This window comes from Psychrobacter jeotgali (assembly GCF_904846315.1).
GTDB lineage: Bacteria > Pseudomonadota > Gammaproteobacteria > Pseudomonadales > Moraxellaceae > Psychrobacter > Psychrobacter jeotgali.
In genome coordinates this window covers 1,412,167-1,435,943 of sequence record NZ_CAJHAF010000001.1, presented here as the reverse complement: position 1 = coordinate 1,435,943, position 23,777 = coordinate 1,412,167, and the positions used below count along the sequence as shown (strand labels likewise).

At 40.8% G+C, this 23,777-nt stretch carries 21 protein-coding genes; 5 read left to right on the top strand and 16 right to left on the bottom strand.

The genetic code is table 11. From position 1 onward, the window contains the following. Positions 1–124: 124 nt before the first annotated feature. The 8 genes from JMX18_RS05695 to queC form a co-directional block, all read right to left on the bottom strand. Positions 125–1,192 carry a DUF475 domain-containing protein gene (locus tag JMX18_RS05695; protein WP_201585565.1) on the bottom strand — a complete coding sequence of 356 codons (1,068 nt, stop codon included), beginning with the start codon at positions 1,190–1,192 and terminating at the stop codon, positions 125–127. Between the two features lie 346 nt (positions 1,193–1,538). After that, a complete protein-coding gene (locus tag JMX18_RS05690; RefSeq protein ID WP_201585563.1) occupies positions 1,539–2,114 on the bottom strand; it encodes a TerD family protein in 576 nt (191 codons plus the stop codon). Positions 2,115–2,279: 165 nt separating this feature from the next. Beyond that, positions 2,280–4,574 carry a bifunctional 23S rRNA (guanine(2069)-N(7))-methyltransferase RlmK/23S rRNA (guanine(2445)-N(2))-methyltransferase RlmL gene (gene rlmKL, locus JMX18_RS05685; protein WP_201585556.1) on the bottom strand — a complete coding sequence of 765 codons (2,295 nt, stop codon included), beginning with the start codon at positions 4,572–4,574 and terminating at the stop codon, positions 2,280–2,282. Positions 4,575–4,751: 177 nt separating this feature from the next. Then, positions 4,752–5,996 carry a mechanosensitive ion channel family protein gene (locus JMX18_RS05680; protein ID WP_227674574.1) on the bottom strand — a complete coding sequence of 415 codons (1,245 nt, stop codon included), beginning with the start codon at positions 5,994–5,996 and terminating at the stop codon, positions 4,752–4,754. Between the two features lie 126 nt (positions 5,997–6,122). Next, positions 6,123–7,604, bottom strand: a complete 1,482-nt coding sequence (locus tag JMX18_RS05675; RefSeq protein WP_201585545.1) for a dihydrolipoyl dehydrogenase — start codon at positions 7,602–7,604, stop codon at positions 6,123–6,125. A 215-nt stretch (positions 7,605–7,819) separates the two neighbouring features. Continuing rightward, the gene (locus JMX18_RS05670; protein WP_201585543.1) at positions 7,820–8,317 is read right to left on the bottom strand and encodes a peroxiredoxin; all 498 of its coding nucleotides are present in this window, start codon (positions 8,315–8,317) and stop codon (positions 7,820–7,822) included. 341 nt (positions 8,318–8,658) lie between these two features. Beyond that, positions 8,659–8,988 (bottom strand): hypothetical protein, encoded by a 330-nt coding sequence (locus JMX18_RS05665; protein ID WP_201585535.1) that lies wholly within the window; start codon positions 8,986–8,988, stop codon positions 8,659–8,661. 177 nt (positions 8,989–9,165) lie between these two features. Further along, positions 9,166–9,891: a 7-cyano-7-deazaguanine synthase QueC gene (queC, locus tag JMX18_RS05660; RefSeq protein ID WP_201588242.1), complete on the bottom strand. Its 726-nt coding sequence runs from the start codon at positions 9,889–9,891 to the stop codon at positions 9,166–9,168. A gap of 301 nt (positions 9,892–10,192) precedes the next feature. On the opposite strand from queC, the gene ttcA reads away from it, so the two are divergent. Continuing rightward, positions 10,193–11,314: a tRNA 2-thiocytidine(32) synthetase TtcA gene (ttcA, locus tag JMX18_RS05655; protein ID WP_227674573.1), complete on the top strand. Its 1,122-nt coding sequence runs from the start codon at positions 10,193–10,195 to the stop codon at positions 11,312–11,314. A gap of 112 nt (positions 11,315–11,426) precedes the next feature. Here the strand turns inward: ttcA and JMX18_RS05650 are convergent, their stop codons facing one another. From JMX18_RS05650 to ccoN, 6 genes are all read right to left on the bottom strand, one after another. Further along, entirely contained in the window at positions 11,427–12,017 is a 591-nt protein-coding gene (locus tag JMX18_RS05650) for a FixH family protein (protein ID WP_201585533.1), read from the bottom strand. A gap of 185 nt (positions 12,018–12,202) precedes the next feature. Beyond that, positions 12,203–13,612 (bottom strand): cytochrome c oxidase accessory protein CcoG, encoded by a 1,410-nt coding sequence (ccoG, locus tag JMX18_RS05645; protein ID WP_201585531.1) that lies wholly within the window; start codon positions 13,610–13,612, stop codon positions 12,203–12,205. Between the two features lie 432 nt (positions 13,613–14,044). Beyond that, a complete protein-coding gene (gene ccoP, locus JMX18_RS05640; RefSeq protein ID WP_201585523.1) occupies positions 14,045–15,187 on the bottom strand; it encodes a cytochrome-c oxidase, cbb3-type subunit III in 1,143 nt (380 codons plus the stop codon). Then, positions 15,184–15,366 carry a cbb3-type cytochrome oxidase subunit 3 gene (locus JMX18_RS05635; RefSeq protein WP_201585516.1) on the bottom strand — a complete coding sequence of 61 codons (183 nt, stop codon included), beginning with the start codon at positions 15,364–15,366 and terminating at the stop codon, positions 15,184–15,186. The genes ccoP and JMX18_RS05635 overlap by 4 nt, the downstream gene beginning before the upstream one ends. Beyond that, on the bottom strand, positions 15,366–16,004 hold the full coding sequence (gene ccoO, locus JMX18_RS05630) for a cytochrome-c oxidase, cbb3-type subunit II (protein WP_201585514.1): 639 nt from the start codon (positions 16,002–16,004) through the stop codon (positions 15,366–15,368). Before ccoO ends, JMX18_RS05635 begins: the two co-directional genes overlap by 1 nt. 9 nt (positions 16,005–16,013) lie before the next feature. Further along, positions 16,014–17,495, bottom strand: coding sequence for a cytochrome-c oxidase, cbb3-type subunit I (ccoN, locus tag JMX18_RS05625; protein WP_201585512.1), 1,482 nt, complete (start codon positions 17,493–17,495; stop codon positions 16,014–16,016). Positions 17,496–18,492: 997 nt separating this feature from the next. Here ccoN and JMX18_RS05620 point away from each other — a divergent pair. After that, positions 18,493–18,882: an SCP2 sterol-binding domain-containing protein gene (locus tag JMX18_RS05620; RefSeq protein WP_201585510.1), complete on the top strand. Its 390-nt coding sequence runs from the start codon at positions 18,493–18,495 to the stop codon at positions 18,880–18,882. A gap of 124 nt (positions 18,883–19,006) precedes the next feature. Here the strand turns inward: JMX18_RS05620 and JMX18_RS05615 are convergent, their stop codons facing one another. Continuing rightward, complete coding sequence (locus JMX18_RS05615; protein ID WP_201585502.1) at positions 19,007–19,972, bottom strand: hypothetical protein; 966 nt, start codon at positions 19,970–19,972, stop codon at positions 19,007–19,009. A 513-nt stretch (positions 19,973–20,485) separates the two neighbouring features. Here JMX18_RS05615 and JMX18_RS05610 point away from each other — a divergent pair. The 3 genes from JMX18_RS05610 to JMX18_RS05600 all read left to right on the top strand — a co-directional run bounded on the left by JMX18_RS05610 (position 20,486) and on the right by JMX18_RS05600 (position 22,827). Beyond that, entirely contained in the window at positions 20,486–21,724 is a 1,239-nt protein-coding gene (locus JMX18_RS05610) for a lipoprotein-releasing ABC transporter permease subunit (RefSeq protein ID WP_201585500.1), read from the top strand. A 70-nt stretch (positions 21,725–21,794) separates the two neighbouring features. Continuing rightward, complete coding sequence (gene lolD, locus JMX18_RS05605) at positions 21,795–22,475, top strand: lipoprotein-releasing ABC transporter ATP-binding protein LolD (protein ID WP_201585492.1); 681 nt, start codon at positions 21,795–21,797, stop codon at positions 22,473–22,475. Between the two features lie 49 nt (positions 22,476–22,524). Beyond that, positions 22,525–22,827 (top strand): hypothetical protein, encoded by a 303-nt coding sequence (locus JMX18_RS05600; protein ID WP_201585490.1) that lies wholly within the window; start codon positions 22,525–22,527, stop codon positions 22,825–22,827. A gap of 40 nt (positions 22,828–22,867) precedes the next feature. Here JMX18_RS05600 and JMX18_RS05595 read toward each other — a convergent pair whose 3' ends face one another. Then, a complete protein-coding gene (locus tag JMX18_RS05595; protein WP_227674572.1) occupies positions 22,868–23,455 on the bottom strand; it encodes a DUF2062 domain-containing protein in 588 nt (195 codons plus the stop codon). Between the last annotated feature and the right edge of the window lie 322 nt (positions 23,456–23,777).

Here is a 23,777-nt window from a genome sequence, read left to right as displayed (position 1 = left end):
AAATCATCTCTTTATCAATCTGTTAAAGGCATTTTTCTAAAAAAACAGGCTATATCAATTTATTTGATATAGCCTGTAAGTATTAAAGCTAAGGTCTAAGTAAGTAAATATAAATTACCTTATTTTATAACTCAGTGACTTCATTTGGATGGCGTTTGCGATACTGCAATGAGGCGATTAGTGCCCAGCCGATAAAGGCGATACCGATTAAACCAGTAATGAGCTCTGGTACATGGAATTTTACAGATAACAGCATAATCACTGCTAGGGCTCCAATAGCATAATGCGCACCGTGCTCAAGATAGACAAACTCATCAAGTGTGCCTTTATCCACCAAGAAGATGGTCATAGAACGGACGAACATCGCACCAATCGCTAGACCTAACATAATGACAATAACGTCATTAGTAATAGCAAAGGCACCAATTACGCCATCAAAACTGAACGAGGCATCCAGTACTTCTAGGTATAAGAAACCAATGATACCACCCTTCATAATAGCGCTGGTGGCAGCAGCACCCGATCCGTCACTCTCTAGTTCTTCTTCGAGATCACCTTCAAGCATACCGGATACTACTTGTACGCCTAAGTAGATTAGAATGCCCCAAATACCAGCCATTAATACTGCTGAAGATTGCTCAGCACTAGCCCAAGTTACCGCTATCATCAGTACAATGAGTGCTACAAATACACTCATAGCGTCAACTTTGCCTAGCTTCACCAAGCGGCTCTCGAGCCAGTTAAACCAATGAACATCTTTGTCATCGAATATAAAGTTTAAGAAAACCAATAACAAGAACATACCACCAAATGCTGAGATCTCAGCATGATGAGCCATTAGTCTTGCTGAGTATTCTTTAGGATCATTCAAAGCTAAATCAATGACCTGCATCATCCCTAAGTCTGCGGTAACGGCGACAATCACGATAGGGAACACCAAACGCATACCGAATACTGCGATTAAAATACCAACGGTTAAGAAAATCTTTTTCCAAAAATCATCCCAGCCTTTAAGCACCGAGGCGTTGACCACCGCATTATCGAATGATAATGAGATTTCCATGACGGCCAAAATAGCGGTAATCGATAGCGTGGCAATCAGCCCGCCCATACCGCCATGTGAATATCCCCACCAAGCCGCTACCGCTAAGGCAATGGCAGTGAAGATAAAATCTAAATAAAAATGTCTCATGACATGTCCTGTCTGGTTACATAAAACTAAAGTTGGTCTGTTTCTATAAAGAATAGAGGTTAAACCATAAAAAGCAGCTAATAACACTACTTTTTGGGTATAAGCATAGAAGGAATATAAAGAATTATTAAGGTTTTTTCTATAAAATAATTGCAAATACTTTTATGATTTTACTTATTATTGTGACGTATGACTGAAAATAAAACTGCAATGGTTAATTTATTTTAAATATTATATTGAAGAAATCTAAGAAAAATAGTTCAGACAAATAAAATGACGTTAAACAATACATTATTTAACGTCATTCAATATTTTTAAATACTCAATACGCATAAGGTATGGGCTATCAAATATCAACGCCATATTGGTGACACATGGCTTGCAAACCGCCTGAATAGCCTTGACCGACCGCGCGGAATTTCCATTCGTTATTATGACGATAAACTTCACCAAATACCATAGCGGTTTCGACTGAATAGTCTTCTGCTAAGTCAAAACGCACCACTTCTGTACCCGTCTCTTCGTTGACTACCCGAATAAAAGCGTTGGCGACTTGACCAAAATTTTGGCCACGAGCTGCGGCATCATGAATGGTGACCGTAACCACAATTTTGTCAATATCCGCTGGCACTTGGGTTAGATTCACCTTGATGACTTCATCATCGCCGTCACCTTCGCCAGTACGGTTGTCACCAGTATGCTCAACTGCGCCATTGTCAGACTTGAGCTGATTGTAGAAGATAAAATCGTGATCGCCGCGTACTTTACCGGCATTGTTGACCAAAAAGACGCTAGCATCAAGATCGAACTCAGCGCCAGAGGTAGCCCGCTCGTCCCAGCCTAGACCAATGAGTAGCTTATTTAAGTTAGGGTCAGTTTTGGTTAGCGATAAATTACCGCCTTTATTGAGTGATAAAGCCATGAGCTTTCCTTTTATGTTTATGAATAGGGTTTATAAGTATTTTATGATTATGATTTTTACACCGATTAGCAGCTTTCTATCATAACAACAAAATTTAACCCAATCAAAGCCGATTGGGTAGATTTAGCTTCTGACTTAATGTTACTGCTTGCTAATAAAACCATTCTAAAGGTGACGAATCTCAAAACTCTGATGAATCGGCTTTTTAGGATTAAAATCAAAACCAATCGTCTGATGAGTAATGTCGGTAATGTTATAACGCTCGGTTAACTGCTCATCAAGCTCAAAACGTGTAAAGTTATTAGAGAAATAAAGCACACCATCAGCAGTCAAGCGGTTCATCGCTCGATTGATCAGCGCCGCATGGTCACGTTGCACATCGAAGGTACCTTGAAACTTTTTGGAGTTAGAAAAAGTCGGCGGATCAATAAAGATAACGTCAAACTGTTCAGTATTGTTTTTAATCCACTCAAAGATATCCGCAGCAACAAACTCGTATTTACGCTGGTTGATATCCAAACCATTTAACACAAAGTTTTGCTTGCCCCAGTCTAGATAATTCTGTGATAAGTCCACGCTAGTGACTTTTTTGGCACCAGCGAGGGCAGCATGAACACTGGCGGTACAAGTATAAGCGAATAAATTCAATACCGACTTACCACTGCTATTGGCTTTGATGCGCATACGCATATTACGGTGGTCAATAAATAGCCCAGTATCGAGATAATCGGTAAAGTTGACGTAAAAATAAGCACCGTCTTCTCGAGCGATATAGAATTTACCACGCTTATCCGTCTGAGCTTGTTTGGTATATTGCTCATTGCCCGATTGACGAGCGCGGGTTTTGATAAAGACTTGCTCACGATTGACGTTAAGGACTTCACGAATGCCCATTAGCGCTAAATTAAAACGCTTTTTGGCAGTTTCCGGAGGAATGGTTTTCGGTGGTGCGTATTCTTGCACATGAGCATAATCACCGTATAAATCAACAGCGACTTTAAAGTCAGGCAAGTCAGCATCATAGACGCGCAGGTTACTGACTTGTTCTTTATTGGCTTGCTTTCTCAGCCGAGTCAGATTCTTCTGCAGACGATTGATAAAATCTTGGCCGTCTTCTACTTCAATCTCACGCTTCTCAAAACGGCTGACCAGATTTCCACTTTGTCCAGAAAGGAGCTTACCATAGCGGAAATAGACGGTAATTGCGCCGTTATGACAACGCAGGGTTTGTGGCTCTCTGATCGGCAGGATATCTACTTGTTCGACATGAGCGGCAAGGATGCCCAGCATAGGATGGATGCCACTATCAGCAAAGCTATCCTGCAAGATAAGTCCTAATGCTTGATACAGCGGACGAATAAAATCCTCATCGCCCAAACGCTCACCGTAAGGCGGGTTAGTAATTACTAAAGGATGGCTTAGTCGGCCATCTTTTACCATAGGACGTAGTCTATTACTCAACTTATCAAGCGCACGCGTTTCAATATCTAATAAGGGTAGTAAATCCTGTAGACCGGCGGCGATCAAGTTTTTCTCTGTGGCGATAATAGCGCCACTATCGGCATCAAAACCTAATATCAGAGGCAAGGTATCCGGCTGCTCAATAGCAATAGCTAAAGCTTCCCTAAAGCGGTCTTGAGCCTCATCAATCATCTGCTGCCATAAGCGCTCATCGTGATGCTGCCACTCATAAAAGCCGAACTGATTGGCGGCTTTATCGATACCAACTGCATAATCGCAATGCATCAATAGCGCTTCAATAATAAAGGTGCCTGAACCGCACATAGGATCTATCAAAGCGTTATAAAAAGGGGTGCTATCGTTATTTTTTTGATGCCAGCCAGCACTATAGAGGAGGGCAGCAGCTAAATTCTCTTTGAGCGGTGCTTCGGTCATAGCTACCCGATAGCCACGGCGATGCAAGCTGGTGCCAGACAAATCTAAATAGAGCTCTGCTTGCTTATCATTAACAGTGGCAAAAATAGCAAAATCTGGATTTCTACTGTCGACGTTAGGACGGCTATCGTAAGCTTCATTAAAGGTATCAGCGATTGCATCCTTGATACGTAGCATAGCAAACTGCTGACTGACTGCCACCCGTTTATCCACCGATAAGCGAATCGCAAAAGTCTGCTCAAGCTTAAACTGCTCAGTCCAATTGACTGACTTAGCTAAGCCATAAAGCTGCTCGGCTACATCGTATTCGGTGTTGATATTCTTACGTTTAATCAGCATCAGTACCCGTGACGCTACCCGTGACCATAGGCAGATAGTATATAGGTCTTGTAAGTTACCAGTAACGGTTAAACGTCCCGTACTTTTTATAGCACTTACAATACCAAAGCTTGTCAGTTCAGTTTGTAAAGGAATTTCAAGGCCATCGGCACAAGTGACAATAAGGTCAAGCGCAAGCTCGGGCGAAGAGGCTGTGAAAGATGCGGGGGTATTCTGTTCGGTCATACGGTTACCTGTGGGCGGTCATGCATCATGAGTTAAGAAACTAACAATAGCTGAATGAGTCATTAGATAGAATGTTCAACCGGTAATTTTACCATAATTTAGGGCTTTATGGTTTAAAGCAGCTAAAGTTAGCATTACTTAAGGTTAGCAGTATTTAGGGTTAATAGACCCTAATCTTTATTTATCTTTTTTAGTTAAGGAGACATCTGAGGTATGGTTTTTTGCTGCGGCCTCTTTTGATAAAGAAGGTTCTGTGAGCCCATCTTCTGCCAACAACTGGGTAGTGGTGGCAAAAGGTTTAGTAGCTATCGGATAATCTACATCTTTGGGCATAAGTAAGCGCATATGGGGGTAAGGGGTAGAGATGTCGGCGGCATCAAAAGCTCGTTTGATCCTTTCTTGCAAGTTTTCTTTTATCTTAGGCATACGAGCGACTGAAGCTGGCTTGACCCAAAAGCGGATGATAAAAAATACGCCATACTCACCAATCTCAGCTACGGTGGCCGAAGATTCGGGACGATTGAGTACCGCTTCATTTTCGGTTAGTACCTGTAGTATCTGCTCACGTGCCTTTTCAATATCGTCTTCAAAAGCTATGCGCATACGAATATCGAAACGGATAAAATTCTTAGAAGTCAGGTTAGTAACCTCAGAAGAGGCCATGTTAGAATTAGGAATAATTACGGTAATATTGTCGCGGGTCAATATATGAGTGGTACGTAGAGAGATAAGCACCACGCGGCCTTCTTGATCATTCATATTGATCCAATCACCGACTTGAAAAGACTGCTCAAGCAAAATGGTGATACCAGCGATAAAGTTTGCCAATGTCGATTGGGCTGCAAAACCTACGGCCAAACCTACGATACCTAGACCTGCTACTAACGATACAATGTCAAAACCGAACTGGGCCATAACACTGGCCAAGCCCAGCACCCAAATTAGTACTGATAGAATGTTTTTTAGTAACTGTTCAATGGATGCATTTAGTCCATAATGTTGTAATACTCTATGGATAATCTGCCCTGACGAGGTCCATAATATATAATAGATACCCGCCCAAGTACTCGCTTTGGCTGTAGCTTTAACTGTGCTGGGTTCAAAGTTCATTTGACTCATGACCGCAATCAAGCTAGCGACAATCCAAATATAACGCAGTATGGAGCGGGCAATATTGACTCGCCGCTCGTTAAGGCGCATTCGCGATTTATTGTGCTTAATAAAATAAATAGCAATCCAATAAAAAAATCCTAGTATCGCTAGCAATATTAGGATTTTGATACTCGTACTCACAAACTCTACAGCAAAAGCTGACCAATCACGTGATTCTTCTTCTACAGAGCCGCCAATAGCAAGATATAAGCTGGTATATAAATCTTGAATGATTTCTTGAAAAAAATCAGTAATCCCAGCGATTGCCATTGTTTTGTCCATGCCAAATTAGTTCTGAAGGTGCTACAAAATTCGGTCAACCAGACTGTAGTTAGCTGATGGTTAACCGAAGCTATTATAAAAAGCGTTCTGGTAAAATTGTAGCTCAGCTATCGCCTAAAAGCTATCTTCTTGAGCATCATGAGACTGATAGGGTATCGACATCTTATGTTGGACATCTCGTAGCGCTGAGCGCAGTCCTTCCAAAATAGTAGGATGATAAAAAGGCGCATCAAGCAGCTTTTTTACTGTTATGTTATTAGTAATAGCGTTTGCTAATATATGACCAATATATTCAGCATCTGGACCAACCATACTAGCGCCTAAGATACTGTCAGTTTTTTTACAGCCATAGATATGCAGCAAACCACAGTTTACTCCCATGACTCGGCTACGTCCTTGGTTATCGAAGCTGACTTCACCAATCACATATTCAAGCTCTGGATCTTGCTCAATTTCGGGTATCGTTTTACCCACATTAACGATTTGCGGCTCAGAAAATACAATAGAGAAAGGGACAGACGGTGGACGAATATAGGCATCAGTATTTTTATCACATACCATGCTGCCAGAACTAAAGCCTTCATCACTAGCGACATGTAATAGCGGAATATGCGCATTGGCGTCACCCACGACATAAACCTCTAGGTCGCCAATCTGTCCGGTATTTATGTCTAGGTTTTTTGGACGGTTGTCGTCATCGAGCTCAACGCCTAAGTTTTCAACTCCCAGTGATTTAATAGTATTGCGGCGGCCAGTAGCTGCTAGCACATAGTCGCCTTGCCATTGACCCTCTTCGCCATCTTTATCAGTATATTTAATAAAGGCGACTAATTTATCGCTCTCATCTACTTTAGTGCCTACTTCAGTAATTTTGCTGCCTAAATTAAAGGTCAGATCTCCACTTAAGCAGTCGATAGCTTTAGCGTTAATATCATTGTCAATGAGACCTGCGACCCTGTTTTCACGATTAAATGAAGTTACTCCAACGCCTAAACGTGAAAACGCTTGCGCAAGCTCCAAACCTACTGAGCCAGTACCGACTACTGCCATTGAGTCAGGTAAATCTGACAAATCGAATACGCTATCAGAAGTAATCAAAGTTTCACCCAGCTTATCGCTCCAGCCATCAGGAACAAAGGGTGTACTACCAGTCGCTACGATGATTTTATCAGCTTCAATAATCTCATCATTGACTTCGATCAAACCCTCTTTATTGATATAAGCGCGTCCATCTATTTTCTTATCTGCAGGCCAGCTCTCCACTTGTTTTTCAACAAAACTCTCAAAATGGCTACGCTCAGCTTGTACTCGAGCCATGACTTGTTTGCCATTTATCTTAACCTCACTATGAATACCAAACTCCTCAGAGTATTTGGAGGTGTGAGCACGGTTAGCTGCGGCTATGAGTAGCTTGCTTGGCATACAGCCCACAGCGACACAAGTAGTGGTCCAATAGCCTTCATTGATAATAACGATATTTTTGGTGGTCTTCAGGGCTTGACGAAAGGCGTTTTGTCCTGCAGTACCAGCACCAATGACGGCGACAGAAACTTTGCGAGTCACTTTACTATTAGCATTATTAGACGAGTCATTCATATTATTTATTCTCTATTGTTTTTAAATTAATTCAAAATCTATGCAACTACTATCCACTTCTAGGGGTGTATGGCTAGGTTTTATATAAGTTTAGCTAAACATATCAATACTATTGTAGGGTAAATGTTTATAATGAAGAGTGCAATCAATACCTGTTGTAGAACGTTGACAAATTATAATTATAAGGATTTGATCAATAAACCCTATAAGTTGCTCTATGCTTTTAAAGTTTGTAATAGGCGTTCGGCATAACCTTTGGCTCTTAGATTACGCTGAGCGTGAGTAAGGGTACCGTCTTTATCATAGACGAAGGTTGAGCGTACTAAGCCGAGCGTTTTTTTGCCGTACATGTTCTTTTCTTTAATTACCTCAAAGTACTGGCAGAGTTTTTCATCGCTATCGCTAATAAGGGGAATATGTAAGTCATGTTTGGCAATAAATTTTTCGTGTGATTCAACACTGTCGCGGGAGACTCCAATGATGTCGTAGCCTAAATCATCAAAAGTGTTTAGGTATTCGGTAAAGTCTAGCGCTTGGGTAGTGCAGCCCGGGGTATTATCCTTAGGATAAAAATAGAGAATCAGTCCTTTTCGGGTATTCTCAATTAACTCCTTTAAGTTGATGTCATCATGAATAAAGTGACCATCTAATTCACGAACGATAGTGACTGGAAAATCTGGTAGAGGAGTGGTTTCAGTAGTTGGCTTAGCCATTAGTATATCCTTATTATTTTAAAGTGATTAAAGCTGATTGAAAGTCTATTCTAAGTAGTCAATATAGGACGAAAAACATGACAAAAAGCATTATGATAAATCTAGTTGAGAATATTATTCTCTGAATGGAGGACTTCCTTAGTCTTACACTTTGGCTCTTTATTGGCAACTGCTGACAACAAAAAAAGACTGACAATGGTCAGTCTTTAATTATTGGTATCTTAAATGATACATTACTGGGCTATATTAGCCGAGTAAAACACCTCAGTTTCAGTCCTATAGCATTATTGATTTAGACTGGGTTCTAGTCCAGTGCTAGCTCATACTAAATTGGAAAAAATTTAAGAAGGTTTTTGAGGCTGTTTTAGATCTAATCCAACTGTGCATTGCTGCAAGTCATTCTGCATCTTTTTAACATAGGGCAGACCTGAAGGGTCCTTTTTGTTTTGGGCATAACTCTCAATTTCCCACATCTGTCCGATGGTCATGTTGCTACGGACATTAATGGTACAGTTGCAGAGCTTAGAGGCGGTACTGCGATCAGCAACTTTATATTTAACCGCGCCTTCAATACACTGGTTGATATTACTTTGCTTGATGTCAACTGCATTAGCTTGCGGCATAGCAACCAGACCAACTAGTGCTAAAGGTAGGATTTGCAACAGCTTCATAGATGTCCTCTTAATTATCATAAATACAGAGTTTAATACGATAACAATTATCGCCAGCAAAAACACCATGCTAATGCTGTATTGATGCAAGCAATTGTTACGCTTATGTTTAAATCTCTATCGTTCGATACTTATTTAATATTGTTTATTATAATTACAAAGTTCTTACTTTTAACGTTATTTAGCGAGCTGATAATGAGTAGGGTCAGCGACTCCGGCCTGAGCAAAACCTTGGCGACGAAGAGCGCAGCTATCGCATACTCCGCAAGCACGCCCATTTGCATCCGCTTTATAGCAAGAAATCGTTTGCCCATAATCTATTCCTAATGACAGTCCCAGCTCAATAGTTTTGGCCTTAGACAGATGCTGCAAAGGGGTCTGAATAGCTAAATGATGACCAGTTACCCCGGCTTTGGTCGCCAGGTTAGCCATTTTTTCAAAGGCATCAATATATTCAGGTCGGCAATCAGGATAGCCTGAATAATCTACGGAGCTCACCCCAATAACGATATGGTTGGCATCAGTCACCTCAGCAACGGCTAGAGCGTAAGATAAAAATATGGTATTACGTGCCGGTACATAGGTATTTGGAATAGTGTCGTTATCGATCTCATCATACTTTTTATTAGGGAATTTATTGGTATCCCCATCGGGCACAATCATGCTGTGATCGGTCAAAGATGAGCCGCCGAGTTGGGCAATGTCGATATCGATAATGCGATGGCTAACCTCCGCAGTTTCTGCAATATTTTTAGCAGCGACCAGCTCGCTATTATGGCGTTGACCATAATTAAAACTAACGGCGGTCACAGAGGCGTAACGCGCTTTGGCCCAGTACAAACAAGTGACAGAATCAAGACCGCCTGATAGTAGTACCACAGCGTTTTGATGTTTATTATTCATATTATCGCTGTTTGATTCTGGGTTAGAGGTGTGTGATTGAGGAATGTGAGTGGTCATAAGAGCATCTTTGGTTAATGAGTAATTCGTTAATGAGTAAAAATCGCTATTTTAGCAAATTTAGCGAAATTATGCTTATTACAAAACCATGCAGTACCATAATAGATAGAGCAGAATGGTTTAATGCTATATTTTCAATCTGTTAGCAAATTTTGTTATAATCGCCACCACTTATAATAAGATAATACGCCTTAATCTTAAGCGGTCTTATTGCAAATACCTTATCGAAAATATTGAGTAATTTATGACCACAGCTACCTTGTATGTGCCCGAGTTTGCACCCTATGCTACTGATAGTTCAGAAGATACTAACCATAACCAACAAGTAGCTAATAGTAATGAGAAAGCTACTGGAAAAGTGGCTACAGAAAATAAAAACCTGGAATCGGCACACTTTCGTAAACTTCAAAAAAAGCTGCGTCGTCAAGTTTCGTGGGCTATTCGTGATTTTAATATGATCGAAGAAGGCGACGTCATTATGGTCTGTATTTCAGGCGGTAAGGACAGTTATACTTTGCTAGATATATTGCTACTATTGAAGCGCATTGCTCCGATTAGCTTTGATGTGGTGGCGGTCAATTTAGACCAAAAACAGCCTGGTTACCCCGAAGATGTTTTACCTGAATATCTTAATCAGCAGGGTATTGCCCACTATATTCTAGAAAAAGACACTTATAGCATTGTCAAAAGCGTGGTTCCAGCGGGTAAAACTTATTGTTCTGCCTGTTCCCGTCTACGCCGTGGCTCATTATATGGATTTGCTAAACAAATTGGCGCGACTAAAGTTGCGCTTGGTCATCATCGTGATGATATGCTCGCTACTTTTTTCTTAAACCTATTTCATGGTGGGGCGCTTAAATCCATGCCGCCTAAACTGCTAAGTGATGATAAACAAAATATCTTGATTCGTCCTTTAGCTTACGTCGAAGAAAAAGATATTATTGAGTACGCTCGTTTAAAAGAGTTCCCTATTATTCCGTGTAACTTGTGTGGCAGCCAGACCAATCTGCAACGCGCTATTATTAACGACATGCTACGCGAATGGGATGATGCCCATCCGCAGCGACTGGCGTCTATCTTTAAGGCCATGCAAAATGTAGCGCCCTCCCAGCTAGCAGACAGAGAGCTATTTGATTTTGAGCGGCTTAGTTTAGATCGTGATGATAACGAGCGTCTGTTTGAAGGGGATAATATTCAGGCTGGACAAACTCAAAGTCTGGCTGAGATTGGTTTGCCAGTAGCACCAGAGACTCAAACTTATAATCCTAAATTTGCTAATGCTAATAATAGTTCTAACTCTCCGCATAGAGACGCAGAAAGTCAGGGTACTCCGCAAAAAATTCCTACTATTAATCCTGTGCTTTAAAGTTATAAGGAAAACGAACTTCATAGAGATTATCTAGATATTTAATCAACTGTAATAAAAAACCAGCTTATGAGCTGGTTTTTTATTGAAGGGTAGGTGAGTATCATTACGGCTAGCTGTTTTTCTCAAAAACAGGTAACGGTTTAAAATTAACTTCTGGACGCGGCAACCTAGCCTCATCACGCATGCGCCAATCATTTTTGCCATCATTACTGACTTGTAGATAATATTTAGCTTTAACAGGGTCAATATCTACATGAGCAATATATTTATTACCTTCTTGGTGTTGCAGGATGGCATCACGGTCTTTTTTGATATCGGTAGCATGGGATATAGATAATTCAAGCTTATCAGGATAAACAAGAGGTTCACCATTTAGCAATTTACCGGTTTGCAAGCTTTGCTGTGGATAGTTTAAATAAAAAATCACATCGCCCTTATCGGAGATCTGCATCTCGCCTCGAAGGTCTAGATCGTGAGTAAGTTTGTCTCTAGAGACATCGTGATATAAGGTTTTGCCGTCCATATACCAGTCATCACGCACTACACTATCACGGATTTGATAGGAATAATAAACAAAGAATATACAAGCTACCACTACAAAGGCAGGTAGCCCAATAACAAAGATAATCACCATGTAATTCTTATACCAAGGCTGACTGTCTTGATGTTTAAAGTTTGGTGATTGAGTGGGTGTAGACATAATATACCTATAGATAATGAAATAATGCGCTTATTAAATGAGATAATTTATAATTGTCACTGTTAAATTTAGAATATTTAATAACACATAAATAAAATCAGTATAGCTTGAATACTAACATGCTGCTAGGCGACTCAAATGAGCATACCTAGCAGCCAAAACTGTAAACAAAGCTTATCAAGTGCTTACTGACCTTGAGTGGTAAAGATATTTTGCTTACTGACATTATATTTACCATCTTCACTAGAAACGCTTAAAATAACAGGCGTCTGACCAGGTTCGATGATGTCAGGATCGCCATAAATACTTACAGGCATATCAAAGCTTTCGCCAGGCTCAAGCGGCACATCATTGAAGCGAAGCTGTAGACTTAAACCATCCTGCGGTTCTAAAGTAATCTCATAAGTATGTGCATCTTGAGTTTTGTTAGTTAGCTTGACTATATAGCTGTTCTCGATCATACCTTGAGCATTCATAGAGGAGAGCTGATTACGGTCACGGCGAATATCAATCTCTAACGGAACCCGATCAGTTAAAGCATAAATAAGGCCAGCACATAGTATTGTCAGCAATGCTAAATAGGCAAATAGGCGAGGGCGCAAGACCCGGCTAGGCTCTTTTTCAGCCAATTGCCGCTCAGTAGTATATCTAATCAATCCGCGTGGATAGCCCACTTTATCCATAATCTCATTACAGGCATCAATACAAGCAGCACATTGAATACAGGCAACTTGCAGTCCATCTCTAATATCAATACCCGTAGGGCAAACTTGCACACACATTTGGCATTCAATACAATCGCCTAAGTCATCAGGGTTAGTCCCTTTTTTGCGTGGGCCACGAGGTTCGCCGCGGTCGTAATCATAAGAGACAATTAGAGTATCTTTATCGAACATTACGCTTTGGAAACGTCCATAAGGACAGATCTGGATACACATTTGCTCACGCATATAGCCGGCATTGGCATAAGTAGCAAAAGTAAAGATAAACATCGATACCCAAACCCAAGTAGGCCAGTCTGGAAAGGGAATAAACCCTAGCATTTGCCAGCTACCATATAGGTATTCAGTTCCAGCCACATAGCTGACAAAAGTCGCTGCTGTAATCACTGAAAAGACAAACCAAATAAAATATATTAATAAACGCTTAGAGATTTTTTTTGGACCCATAGGTGATTTATCGAACTTAATACGTTTATTTCGATCACCAAGCACCCACTTTTCAACATGTTGGTATAAATGTGTCCATATCGTCTGCGGGCAAGCATAACCGCACCATACACGCCCTGCATAAACCGTTACCATAAATAAAGTGAAAGCGGCAATAATGGCGAAGGCGGCAATGAAATAAAAATCCTGCGTCAAAAACGTCATGCCAAAAATATAGTAATGCTGCGAGGGCACATCAAACCAAATCGCCTGTCTGCCATGATAGCGTAACCAGGGTAGTAGTAAGAATGCTGCCAAAAGCGCATACATAGTGATGACACGAATATTTTGATAAAAACCGGTTACGAATCTAGGATGAACGCGTTTCTTGTTAGCATTCATGTCAACTTCGTGAACTGGTATCCGATTAGGGGGTTGTGCTGACATAAACTTGCCTCTTTAAAAAAAGAATCAGTCTGCTGGCATGGATAAAAATACCCATTATAGAACTAGATATCTAACTCTCGATGTAATCATTGTCATTAAACAAAAGGTGCTATACATAAGGACTTTGCTTATGCAAAAGAATCTAAAAATGACAAGTTAAGGTTACAATTACTTGATTTAATAGCCATCTATGCCTAAATGATTATTAAATTAAGTCGTTACCATAAACTGAAGAACGGATATTTACTTATTTTAACATTACCCCTTATAAATGGGGAATAAAACCTAAAAAACAATCATTATATGAATATAAATATTGATAATTTAGCAATAAGTAATCTAGATAAACGAATCAATATAATAAAAAAGGAGAACTGTAATAACAGCTCTCCCTTTCTTGAACAATACTAACAGTAAGTTTTAAAGATGATGCTAATTGGCAATAGCTGCTTCTGTCTTTGGCGCATTTGATGCCGAAGCCGTTACAGAGTCACTATTGGCTTGATTGCTTCTATCAGACAATGAATAAACATAAGCAGCAAGCAACATAATGCGCTCATTACCTAGCTTAGTTTGCCATTCAGGCATTACCCCAGCACGGCCATAACGAAGGGTTTCACGAATGGTTTCGCGATCGCCGCCATATAACCAAATATCATTGGTTAGGTTGGGCGCACCAGTAGAAATCATGCCTTTCGCATCTTCACCATGACACAGCACACAGTTAGTAGGCTCATTAAATATTACCTTGCCTTGTGCAACCTTAGTTTCATCAAGATCGTAATTTAGCTGGTTACCTGAGATTGCCAATACATATTCGGCTACCGCACGTATACCGTCTTCACCGATCTGATCACGCCACGCTGCCATACCACCTACACGACCTTTATGTAGAGTAGTCAAGATATTCTCAGCTTCTCCGCCGTATAACCAATCATTATCGGTTAGGTTAGGATAGCCTACAGCACCTTTAGCGTTAGAACCATGACAAACTGCACAGTTCTGTAAAAACAAACGACTGCCAACTTTCAGTGCATTCGGGTTTTGCGCCAGCTTTTCGACAGCAGGAGCAAGCTCTGCAATCTTTTCATCAATCTTATCTTGCAAATCCGCTGGTGGCTCTTCGCTACGGCGCATAGTAGTTTGTAGAGAAGCCAAAGCACTTAAAGTTTCAGTAGCTTCCGTAGCATTAGCTTTTACTAAGATACTTTGTTCAAAGTTATCGGTGAATACTTTGTTGTTACTCTCAAGCTCGCTGAAGAGCTCGTTTTTTGAGCTCCATGGCACCGTTTCACCGTCGACTTCTACGGTAGCAATACCATCCCAGCTCGCAGGTTGAATAGCTGGAAAGAATACAAAGTAAGCCGCACCCCATATAATACTACCGAAGAAGATGACTAACCACCATTTAGGAAGCGGTTTGTCATATTCTCGGATACCATCATATTCATGGCCAGTCGTACCATCTTCTTCTACATCTGGTTTATATTTTAATACAAATAATAAGACGCCGAGGATACCAAGCCAACATGCAATGCTTAGTATGGTAATCCAAGAACTCCAAAAAAATGTCATCGTTCATCCTTATTGCGCTGCTCGTCAGATGCAGGGGCTTTATCCTCATCATCAAGCGCAAGTTTTGCATCCTCTTCGAAGCGTTTTTTGTTTTTTGGCGAATACGCCCACCATGCAACACCTACGAAGGCAACAAAGGCAGAAACGGTCGCAATTGTTTGTAATTCACCAATACCCATTAGCGCTGCCCTTCCATCGCGGTACCTAACTGCTGTAGATAAGCAACTAAAGCATCAAGCTCAGTAGCACCAAGAACCGCATCGGGAGCGCCCTCGATATCATCTTCAGTATAAGGCACCCCAAAACGATCGCGGAATAAACGCATTTTATCCTGAACTTTTACCCCATTGACTTCGCTAGTAGCTAACCAAGGGAAACCTGGCATCACTGATTCAGGCACTAGTGAGCGTGGGTCTATCAGATGCTGTTTTTGCCAATCATCAGAGTAACGCTCACCAACTCGTGCAAGATCAGGTCCAGTACGTTTTGATCCCCATAAGAATGGATGATCCCAAGTTGACTCAGCAGCACGCGAATAGGGACCATAACGTTCAACTTCAGCCCGCAAGGGACGAACCATTTGAGTATGGCAGACGTGACACCCTTCACGAATATAAATATCACGACCTTCAAATTCCAGCGCTGTCCAAGGCTCCATAGAAGGTAGGGGAGCGTTAACGCCACCCTCTTCAGGACCTTTTTGATCATATATCAGTGGAACAATTTCAACTAGCGTTGCAAAGCTAATTGCAATAACGATAAAAATGACCAACAAGCCTGTATTTTTTTCAATAATTTCATGCGGTATACCAGCCATGATCGCTCCTTATACGTTAGCTGTCTGTGGCTTATCGACACTAGGGTGATGATCAGTTGGATCTGCAGCGTCTACAGGCTTACCTTCTGGCATTTTGACAGTACGATAGCAGTTATAAGCCATAACAAACATACCTGAGACGTACAAGAAACCACCAAAAGCACGACCAATATAAGGCAAGTGTGAGAACTCAACCGTATCAACGAAGCTATATACCAAAGTACCATCTGGGTTAGTAGCAAGCCACATCATCCCTTGACCAATACCTGAGATCCACATAGATACGATGTAGAAAATAGTACCTGCTGTCGCTAGCCAAAAGTGAGTGGTAATCAGACTAATTGAGTACATTTTGGGCTTATTATAGATGCGAGGTAACAGCACATATAAAGAGCCGATGGTAATCATACCAACCCAACCTAGAGCGCCTGAGTGTACGTGTCCTACTGTCCAATCAGTATTATGAGACAAGGCGTTAACCGTCTTAATCGACATCATCGGACCTTCGAACGTGGACATCGCATAGAATGATAATGCCACAATCATGAAACGAATGATCGGATCGGTACGCAGTTTATCCCAGCTACCTGACAAGGTAAGTACCCCGTTAATCATACCACCCCAAGAAGGTGCGAATAGAATAATAGAGAATACCATTGCTAATGATTGAGTCCAATCGGGTAGCGCTGAATAATGTAGATGGTGTCCACCAGCCCACATATATGAAGCAATCAATGCCCAAAAGTGAACGATAGATAAGCGATACGAGTAGATAGGACGACCAATCTGTACCGGAACGAAGTAATACATCATTCCCAGGAAGGCTGCCGTTAGATAAAAACCTACGGCGTTATGACCATACCACCACTGCACCATAGCGTCGGTTGCGCCGCCAAACAGTGAATAAGACTTAAATGCGCTAACAGGAATTGCCATGCTGTTTACGATATGCAGTAAAGCAATCGTAATAATAAAGGCAGCAAAGAACCAGTTGGCTACATAAATATGCGACGTTTTACGCTTGATTAGCGTACCGAAGAACACAATAGCGTATGAGATCCAGACCAAAGCGATCAAAATATCAATAGGCCATTCGAGCTCTGCATATTCTTTAGTAGAGGTTAAACCTAGTGGCAGGGTAATAACTGCTGCGACAATAACGGCTTGCCAACCCCAGAAGGTAAACCAAGCCAGATAAGGTGCAAAAAGTCTAGTTTTACAAGTCCGCTGGACGATGTAATAAGAGGTTGCGAACAAGGCACAACCACCAAACGCAAAAATAACGGCGTTAGTGTGCAGTGGTCTTAGACGACCAAATGATAGCCATGGAATGTCAAAGTTAAGTGCTGGCCACGCCAACTGTGAAGCAATGAACACACCAAGACTCATGCCGATGATGCCCCAAACGACAGCCATTATCGTAAAGAATCTTACGATAGTGATTTCATACTCACGGTCAATAGGGGCGACTGCTGTGTTTTGTAAACTCATTGGATGATTCCTTTACAGCCTGAATTATCAACAGAATTAACTAATACCCTTCGGACATCGATACCCTGCGCTATAGTAAACTATGGCAGGGTATGATAAACGTTAGCTGTTACTGTCAGGCTTATTTACCAGTCCTAATGGTTTATCAACTATCAGCTTAGACTCTTGTTGGTTATCAAATAGTACTGATAAAGTAGAGCACTTAAAATAGCTCACATATAAAACCAAACTGGGATAAGACAATTGATATATCGTTAGGGTCGTAATATAGCTCTCTGTCTCTAGCATCAAACACTTATCTGATAATCATTTATTAACAGTCAATGTATGCTAGTGACAGCCGACAAAAAACAGGGTTGGGTAATAATTAGTTAAAACTCCCGACTCTATATAAGGGTATTGTAACGCAATCTTAATGAAATATCATCAGAACAGTACGCCAAAATACAAACTCTTTGGTAAATAGTTGTGCGAACAACTTATTATAATACTCATCATAAGATCTGTAAAAGCTAACTGTGCTTAGATTTAAGGGATTGAGAAAGGTATCAAATACAGCATAGCAACCGCTATTGACTCAAAAACCAAATAGTAAATGATTGTTCATACCTTGATAGTTCAACCGTTACGATTTATGAAGCGTTTCCAAACGCTGGTTATCATAGCAAATATAATCAACATAGCAATAATTCGATGCTAGCAATTCGCTATTATCGCCATAATAGTTTTATAGCTCATCGCTTAAAGCGGAGCTAGCCCAAAAAGCTATTAAGAAACCATAAAGTATAAATTTTTGTTACAATTTAACAATTAGCTATACAATTGAGTTTTACTTATTATCAGCTCACCCACTATAATGAGAAAGTCGGACATAAATTATAATGGTCGATAGTGGTACAGCTCACTATTACATGCTATCGATTTTTAACATTCATTAATATAATTTGGGTAATAGCATTATTGATACTTAAGCTATTGGCCTATTAAGGATAATAATATGGCAGTTTTTTTGACGGACGCTTGGTTTGAACAAGTTGAGCAATTGGGTAGTGAAGCCGGCGAGCTAAATTTGCCACCAGCATTAGCAGATATGATTATTAATTTAAAAGTTTCTGGTGCCGAAGAGGAAATAGAAGCTAATTTTACAGATGGCCTATTAAAACGTGGTCTAAATGATGAAGCAACCACTACTTTATTACTGGATCGTGATACTCTTCAATCTATCGTAACTGATTTTGATATGAATGAAGTAATGGGCGCGTTTATGAGTGGAAAGATTCGCGTTGAAGGCGATATGTCACAATTAATGGCTCTACAAACTGCTCGTCCAAGTACAGAGCAAAAAGAGCTGTTTAAACGTATCAAATCCATAACGACTCTAGCCTAAATTAAATCCAAGCGTTAGATAAATGCAATGAGTCATTAAAGAACAGCCCCCTAACCTCAACGTTAGGGGGCTGTTCTATTTCATATTAAGAGCGATTTTTATAATAAGTCTTTAGAATGAAGAATTAACCGGCTCTTGATACTGGCACTTGGTTTTCTTTATATATCGCCGCTTGCAGCCATATGTTCGCTTGAACATAGTCTTGAACTTCTATTTTTTGAGTGTCGCTATTACTTAGGGCACCGATACGTACTACGAATGGATCCGCATCTTGCTCACGTAAAATAACTAGGTCAAACAAAATAATAGGCTTACCATTAAAACTAGTCTCTTGTTTTCCTAGTACTTGACCTTGACACCAGGCTTCATCTTCTTGACCTAGGGTATCACCAAACAAATAGGCGCACATGTGGCCTAAGTTGATTTCTACTGGCGCCATTTGTTCTTCAGTTTCCGGTTGCCAGTCTGCAATTTGCTGTTGGATATCCTCTGGTACTTGTCCATCATTAGCAGCAACAATATCGTTATAAGCTCGGTTGTAACGAATAGCTTCTTGATCCTCAACCACGATCACCTCGTCTTGAGCACTGGGGGTAATTTCGTATGCCCAGCCACTAAAGTTGACGAAGTAAGGCGTATTTTGCTGATACAAATGGCGATTGGCCGTGTAAAGCTGATCAAAAGCATAAATGGTACTACCATCAGCACTACGCAGACGTAGGACAGCGTCATGTGAGTTGTCGTTGACTACCAATCGCTCGATAGTACAAGTTAGGCCGTAAGGTCCATCAACACAAGGGTAAGCATTAATGAAGCGTTCAGGCTTACCGTTATTCATAGCCAGAACTTGATTGATATGACAAGGCTGGTTTTCCGATAGTAGTAAACAGCTATCCTTAGCGCTGACATTACCATTAAGACCTTTGGGCATGGAAGCTTGGGTAATCATTTGCTGTAACCATTCAGGCACATCGTTACTGATATCATCAGTTAAAATACGCCAGTGATCAGCATGACCAGCAGTCTGCTCGTCAGATAAAGTGAGTTTGGTAGGAGATTGTACGTTTTTATATTGATAATTAATGCTCATGAAAATACTCAAAGTTAGGTCGGTCGTGAGGTTTAGATACCCAGCTTCTTGCTGATAACGGTTAATAGTATTAGTTATCTGCATTGACCAATACTTAGCTGTATAAATGAGAAAGGTTTAGGCATCTCTTATATAGTGACACTGTCTCATACAGCAGCATTAGCCGATCTGCGGTGTTATTAGCTGTGATCAACAAACCATAATGATGGGTTAGTGACAATTGTCTTTAGCATACAATATATAGGTATAGACGCAAGTAATAGCAAGCCCCTCACAAAAAATAATAACAAAATGCTATTTTTATTGAAAAATCTGACCAGTTAATGCTAATGGCTAGCACATTTTAGCTAAATTGTGTCAAACTATCCATTTTTTGGCAGCTGTGCTCTTTATATCACTATTAATGTAGTTAGGTCATTAGTAACTTGTTAAAAAGTATTTAGTTTGCCTAAAACCATATTGCTGGGTTTCGTGTATCTTGTGAAGCCCATCAATAAGATAAAGAGTTTGAATATGTTTCGTCCTTTAGCGTTATTTATCGGCTTACGGTATACCCGAGCAGAACGTAGTAATGGCTTTATCTCCTTCATATCACTGATCTCTATGGTGGGTTTGACTCTTGGGGTTGCGGTATTAATCACTGTACTATCGGTGATGAATGGCTTTGATCGAGAGCTAAAAACTCGTATCTTAGGAATGGTGCCGCAGGCGACTGTAACGGCACCAGAGGTCATTGGTGACTGGAGGCTACTGGCTGATCGTATTATTGAAGAAGATCCTGAAGTCACAGCGGTAGCACCCTTTATCCAGTTGCAAGGCATGCTGACTTCTAATGGTCAGGTTGCAGGCATTATGGTGACCGGCATAGATCCTGAATACGAGAAAAACGTCTCTATCATCAATGATCATATGGTTGATGGAAGTATTGATACTTTGAAGAGCGGTGACTTCACTATTGTACTGGGTGAAGAGATGGTCAAGTCTTTGGGCCTAATGGTGGGTGATAAAGTTACTTTGGTGTTACCAGAAGCTTCGCCGTCACCCGCCGGGGTGATACCGCGATTTAAGCGTTTTACTTTGACTGGAGTGTTTAGTATTAGCCCGGAAGTAGACAGTTTGATGGCTTTTATTCCAATGAATGACGCAGCCAAGCTATTACGTTTACCAGAGGGCGCACAAGGTATTCGAATGAAGCTTGATGATATTTTCACTGCGCCCCTCGCAGCAGAAAAGGCAGCTTCTCTTGCTCCTAATCTACTCTATCCAAATGACTGGACACAAACGCATGGTAATCTATTTGGCGCCATTCAAATGGAGAAGGCTATGGTCGGTTTATTATTGTTCCTGATCATATTAGTAGCCGCTTTTAATATTGTTTCCAGCTTGGTTATGCTCGTCACCGACAAAAAAGCAGATATTGCTATCCTAAAAACATTCGGAGCATCGCCGCGCCTGATTACTCAAGTATTCATGGTTCAAGGGGTGGTCATTGGAGTCATTGGTACTATCGCTGGTACGATTCTAGGGGTAGTATTTGCGCTAACGGTTAGTGATATCTTAGGCTGGATCAATCAAAGCTTTGGTCTAAATTTATTTGATGCTTACTTTATTAACTATTTACCCTCACAGCTGCGTTTAACCGATGTGCTACTGATCACCGGTGTATCGTTTATTTTAAGCTTCTTGGCGACTATTTATCCTGCGCGTAGAGCAGCAAAGATACAACCAGCACAAACGCTACGTTATGAATAGATGCTAAACCGCTAGTTATTAATTGAGTATAAATATAAGTACGACTATAAGTATAAATAAAGGAAAGAATATGTCTGCCATTTTAAAGGCGAGCAATATTAGTAAAATATATGATGAAGGGGCAGTACATACCCAAGTCCTAACCGGTCTAGACTTGAACGTGCATCCAGGTGAACGCATTGCCATTGTGGGGACCAGTGGCTCGGGGAAAAGTACCTTACTGCATTTGCTTGGTGGTCTTGACACACCTACCAGCGGTGAAGTGTGGCTGCATGGTGAGTGCCTGAACCATATGAATGAGACCCAGCGCGGCGCTATGCGTAATAAATACCTAGGATTTATTTACCAGTTCCACCATTTATTAGCGGAATTTACCGCAGTCGAAAACGTGGCTATGCCTTTACTTATGCGCCCTAAAGTCTCAACCAGTGAAGCACGCAAGCAGGCGATTGAGATTTTAGAGAATGTAGGTTTAGGCCATCGTTTAGATCATAGGCCAGGGGAGTTATCAGGTGGTGAACGCCAGCGGGTGGCTATTGCGCGCGCTTTGGTTACCAAGCCTTCGCTTATTTTGGCAGATGAGCCTACCGGTAACTTGGATTATGATAACGCTCAAAGTGTGTTTGGGTTACTCTCCGAGCTACAAAGTACTATGCAAACCGCACTTTTAATGGTTACGCATGATCGTAGTCTAGCGGCACTGGCAGATCGACAGTTATTGTTGCGTAATGGCCACTGGGAAGACTATTAAGCCGCTTGGGGATAGGTAACTTAATCATTGATTAATAAGGATAAATATAATGAATGAATATCAAGATCCTGTTAGTGCTTTTGGTAGTATTGAAGAGGGGACAAGTCCGTTACAGCCTTATATTGATCCTAGTTTATTCGATACGCTAGACAAGAAAGCACAGATAGAGCTGCTGACCCCAGCGTTTGATGCTTTAACATTAGCTGGGGTTGATTATGATCTAAAGGTTCATGATAGCGAGACCGGTAAACGCTATATTTTACTGAAAAATAATAAAGTGGTTAACATCATCGCAATGGATAGTAACTTTACAGATCGCATCCTTGAGCTGATAAAGCAAAGCCAAGAATAGTAGCCGCTATATTTTAATAATAGTTGTTTATAGCTATAGCTTAGCGTGAATGGGGCGGCTCATCTGAGGAGCTGCGTGAACGTTTTTGCCAGCTGCTCACGGTCTTGTAACGCCAGATAGCCTTAAAGGCTAAACCACATATGACACTGGTTACAATCGCTAAAATGGTCAGTCCTAGACAAAAGGCGGTAATAGATACTGTGCCTCGATATGTAATAAATGGATTGCTGCCGTTGGATAGTAACCATAAGCTAAAGTCAGCAATCATTCTACCGATCAATCTAATACTAATCATTGGTACGTCGATAATCTTGGCACCAATATAGTAGGCTGCGTAAAAAATAGGCAAGGTAGTAAGTGGATTGGTAATCCACGTTAGTCCCAGTGCCATAGGCACATTAGCACGAAAAATCAGCGCCCCAATTAAAGCCAGTAACATCTGTCCTGGTAACGGAAAAAAAGCGCAAAGCACGCCGATGTAAACGGCTTTATTCAAGCTATGACGATTGAAATGCCATAAACGCGGATCTACCAGATGAGGCACAAACAGCTTTAGAGAGCGGGTTTCCAATATCTTTTCGGGCGTAGGCAAAAGTTTTTTAAGACGGTCTGAACGGTTTTTGGGCACAGGTTTGCCTTTAATCATTATCTATAGTGAGCTAAAGACTTTGCAAGTTAATCTCCTGCCAGTTTCTAGCAATCACGTAAAGAGCTAAGGTGCAACAATATCATTGATAACCCCAATTAATAGAAGTTATCAAAACAGAGATATAAAAAAGAAGGATAATAAAATAAATAGTAGCGAGGATAAATATCTGCAACATCCTTAACGAGTATAAGGTAATATAAATAGAAATGCTATTGTCTCTATATAGCCTACATCGCTTTTGATAAGTGCTGCTAAATTTAGCTGTTAGCAATACCTCTGAGAAACCCTCGACTCACCAAGC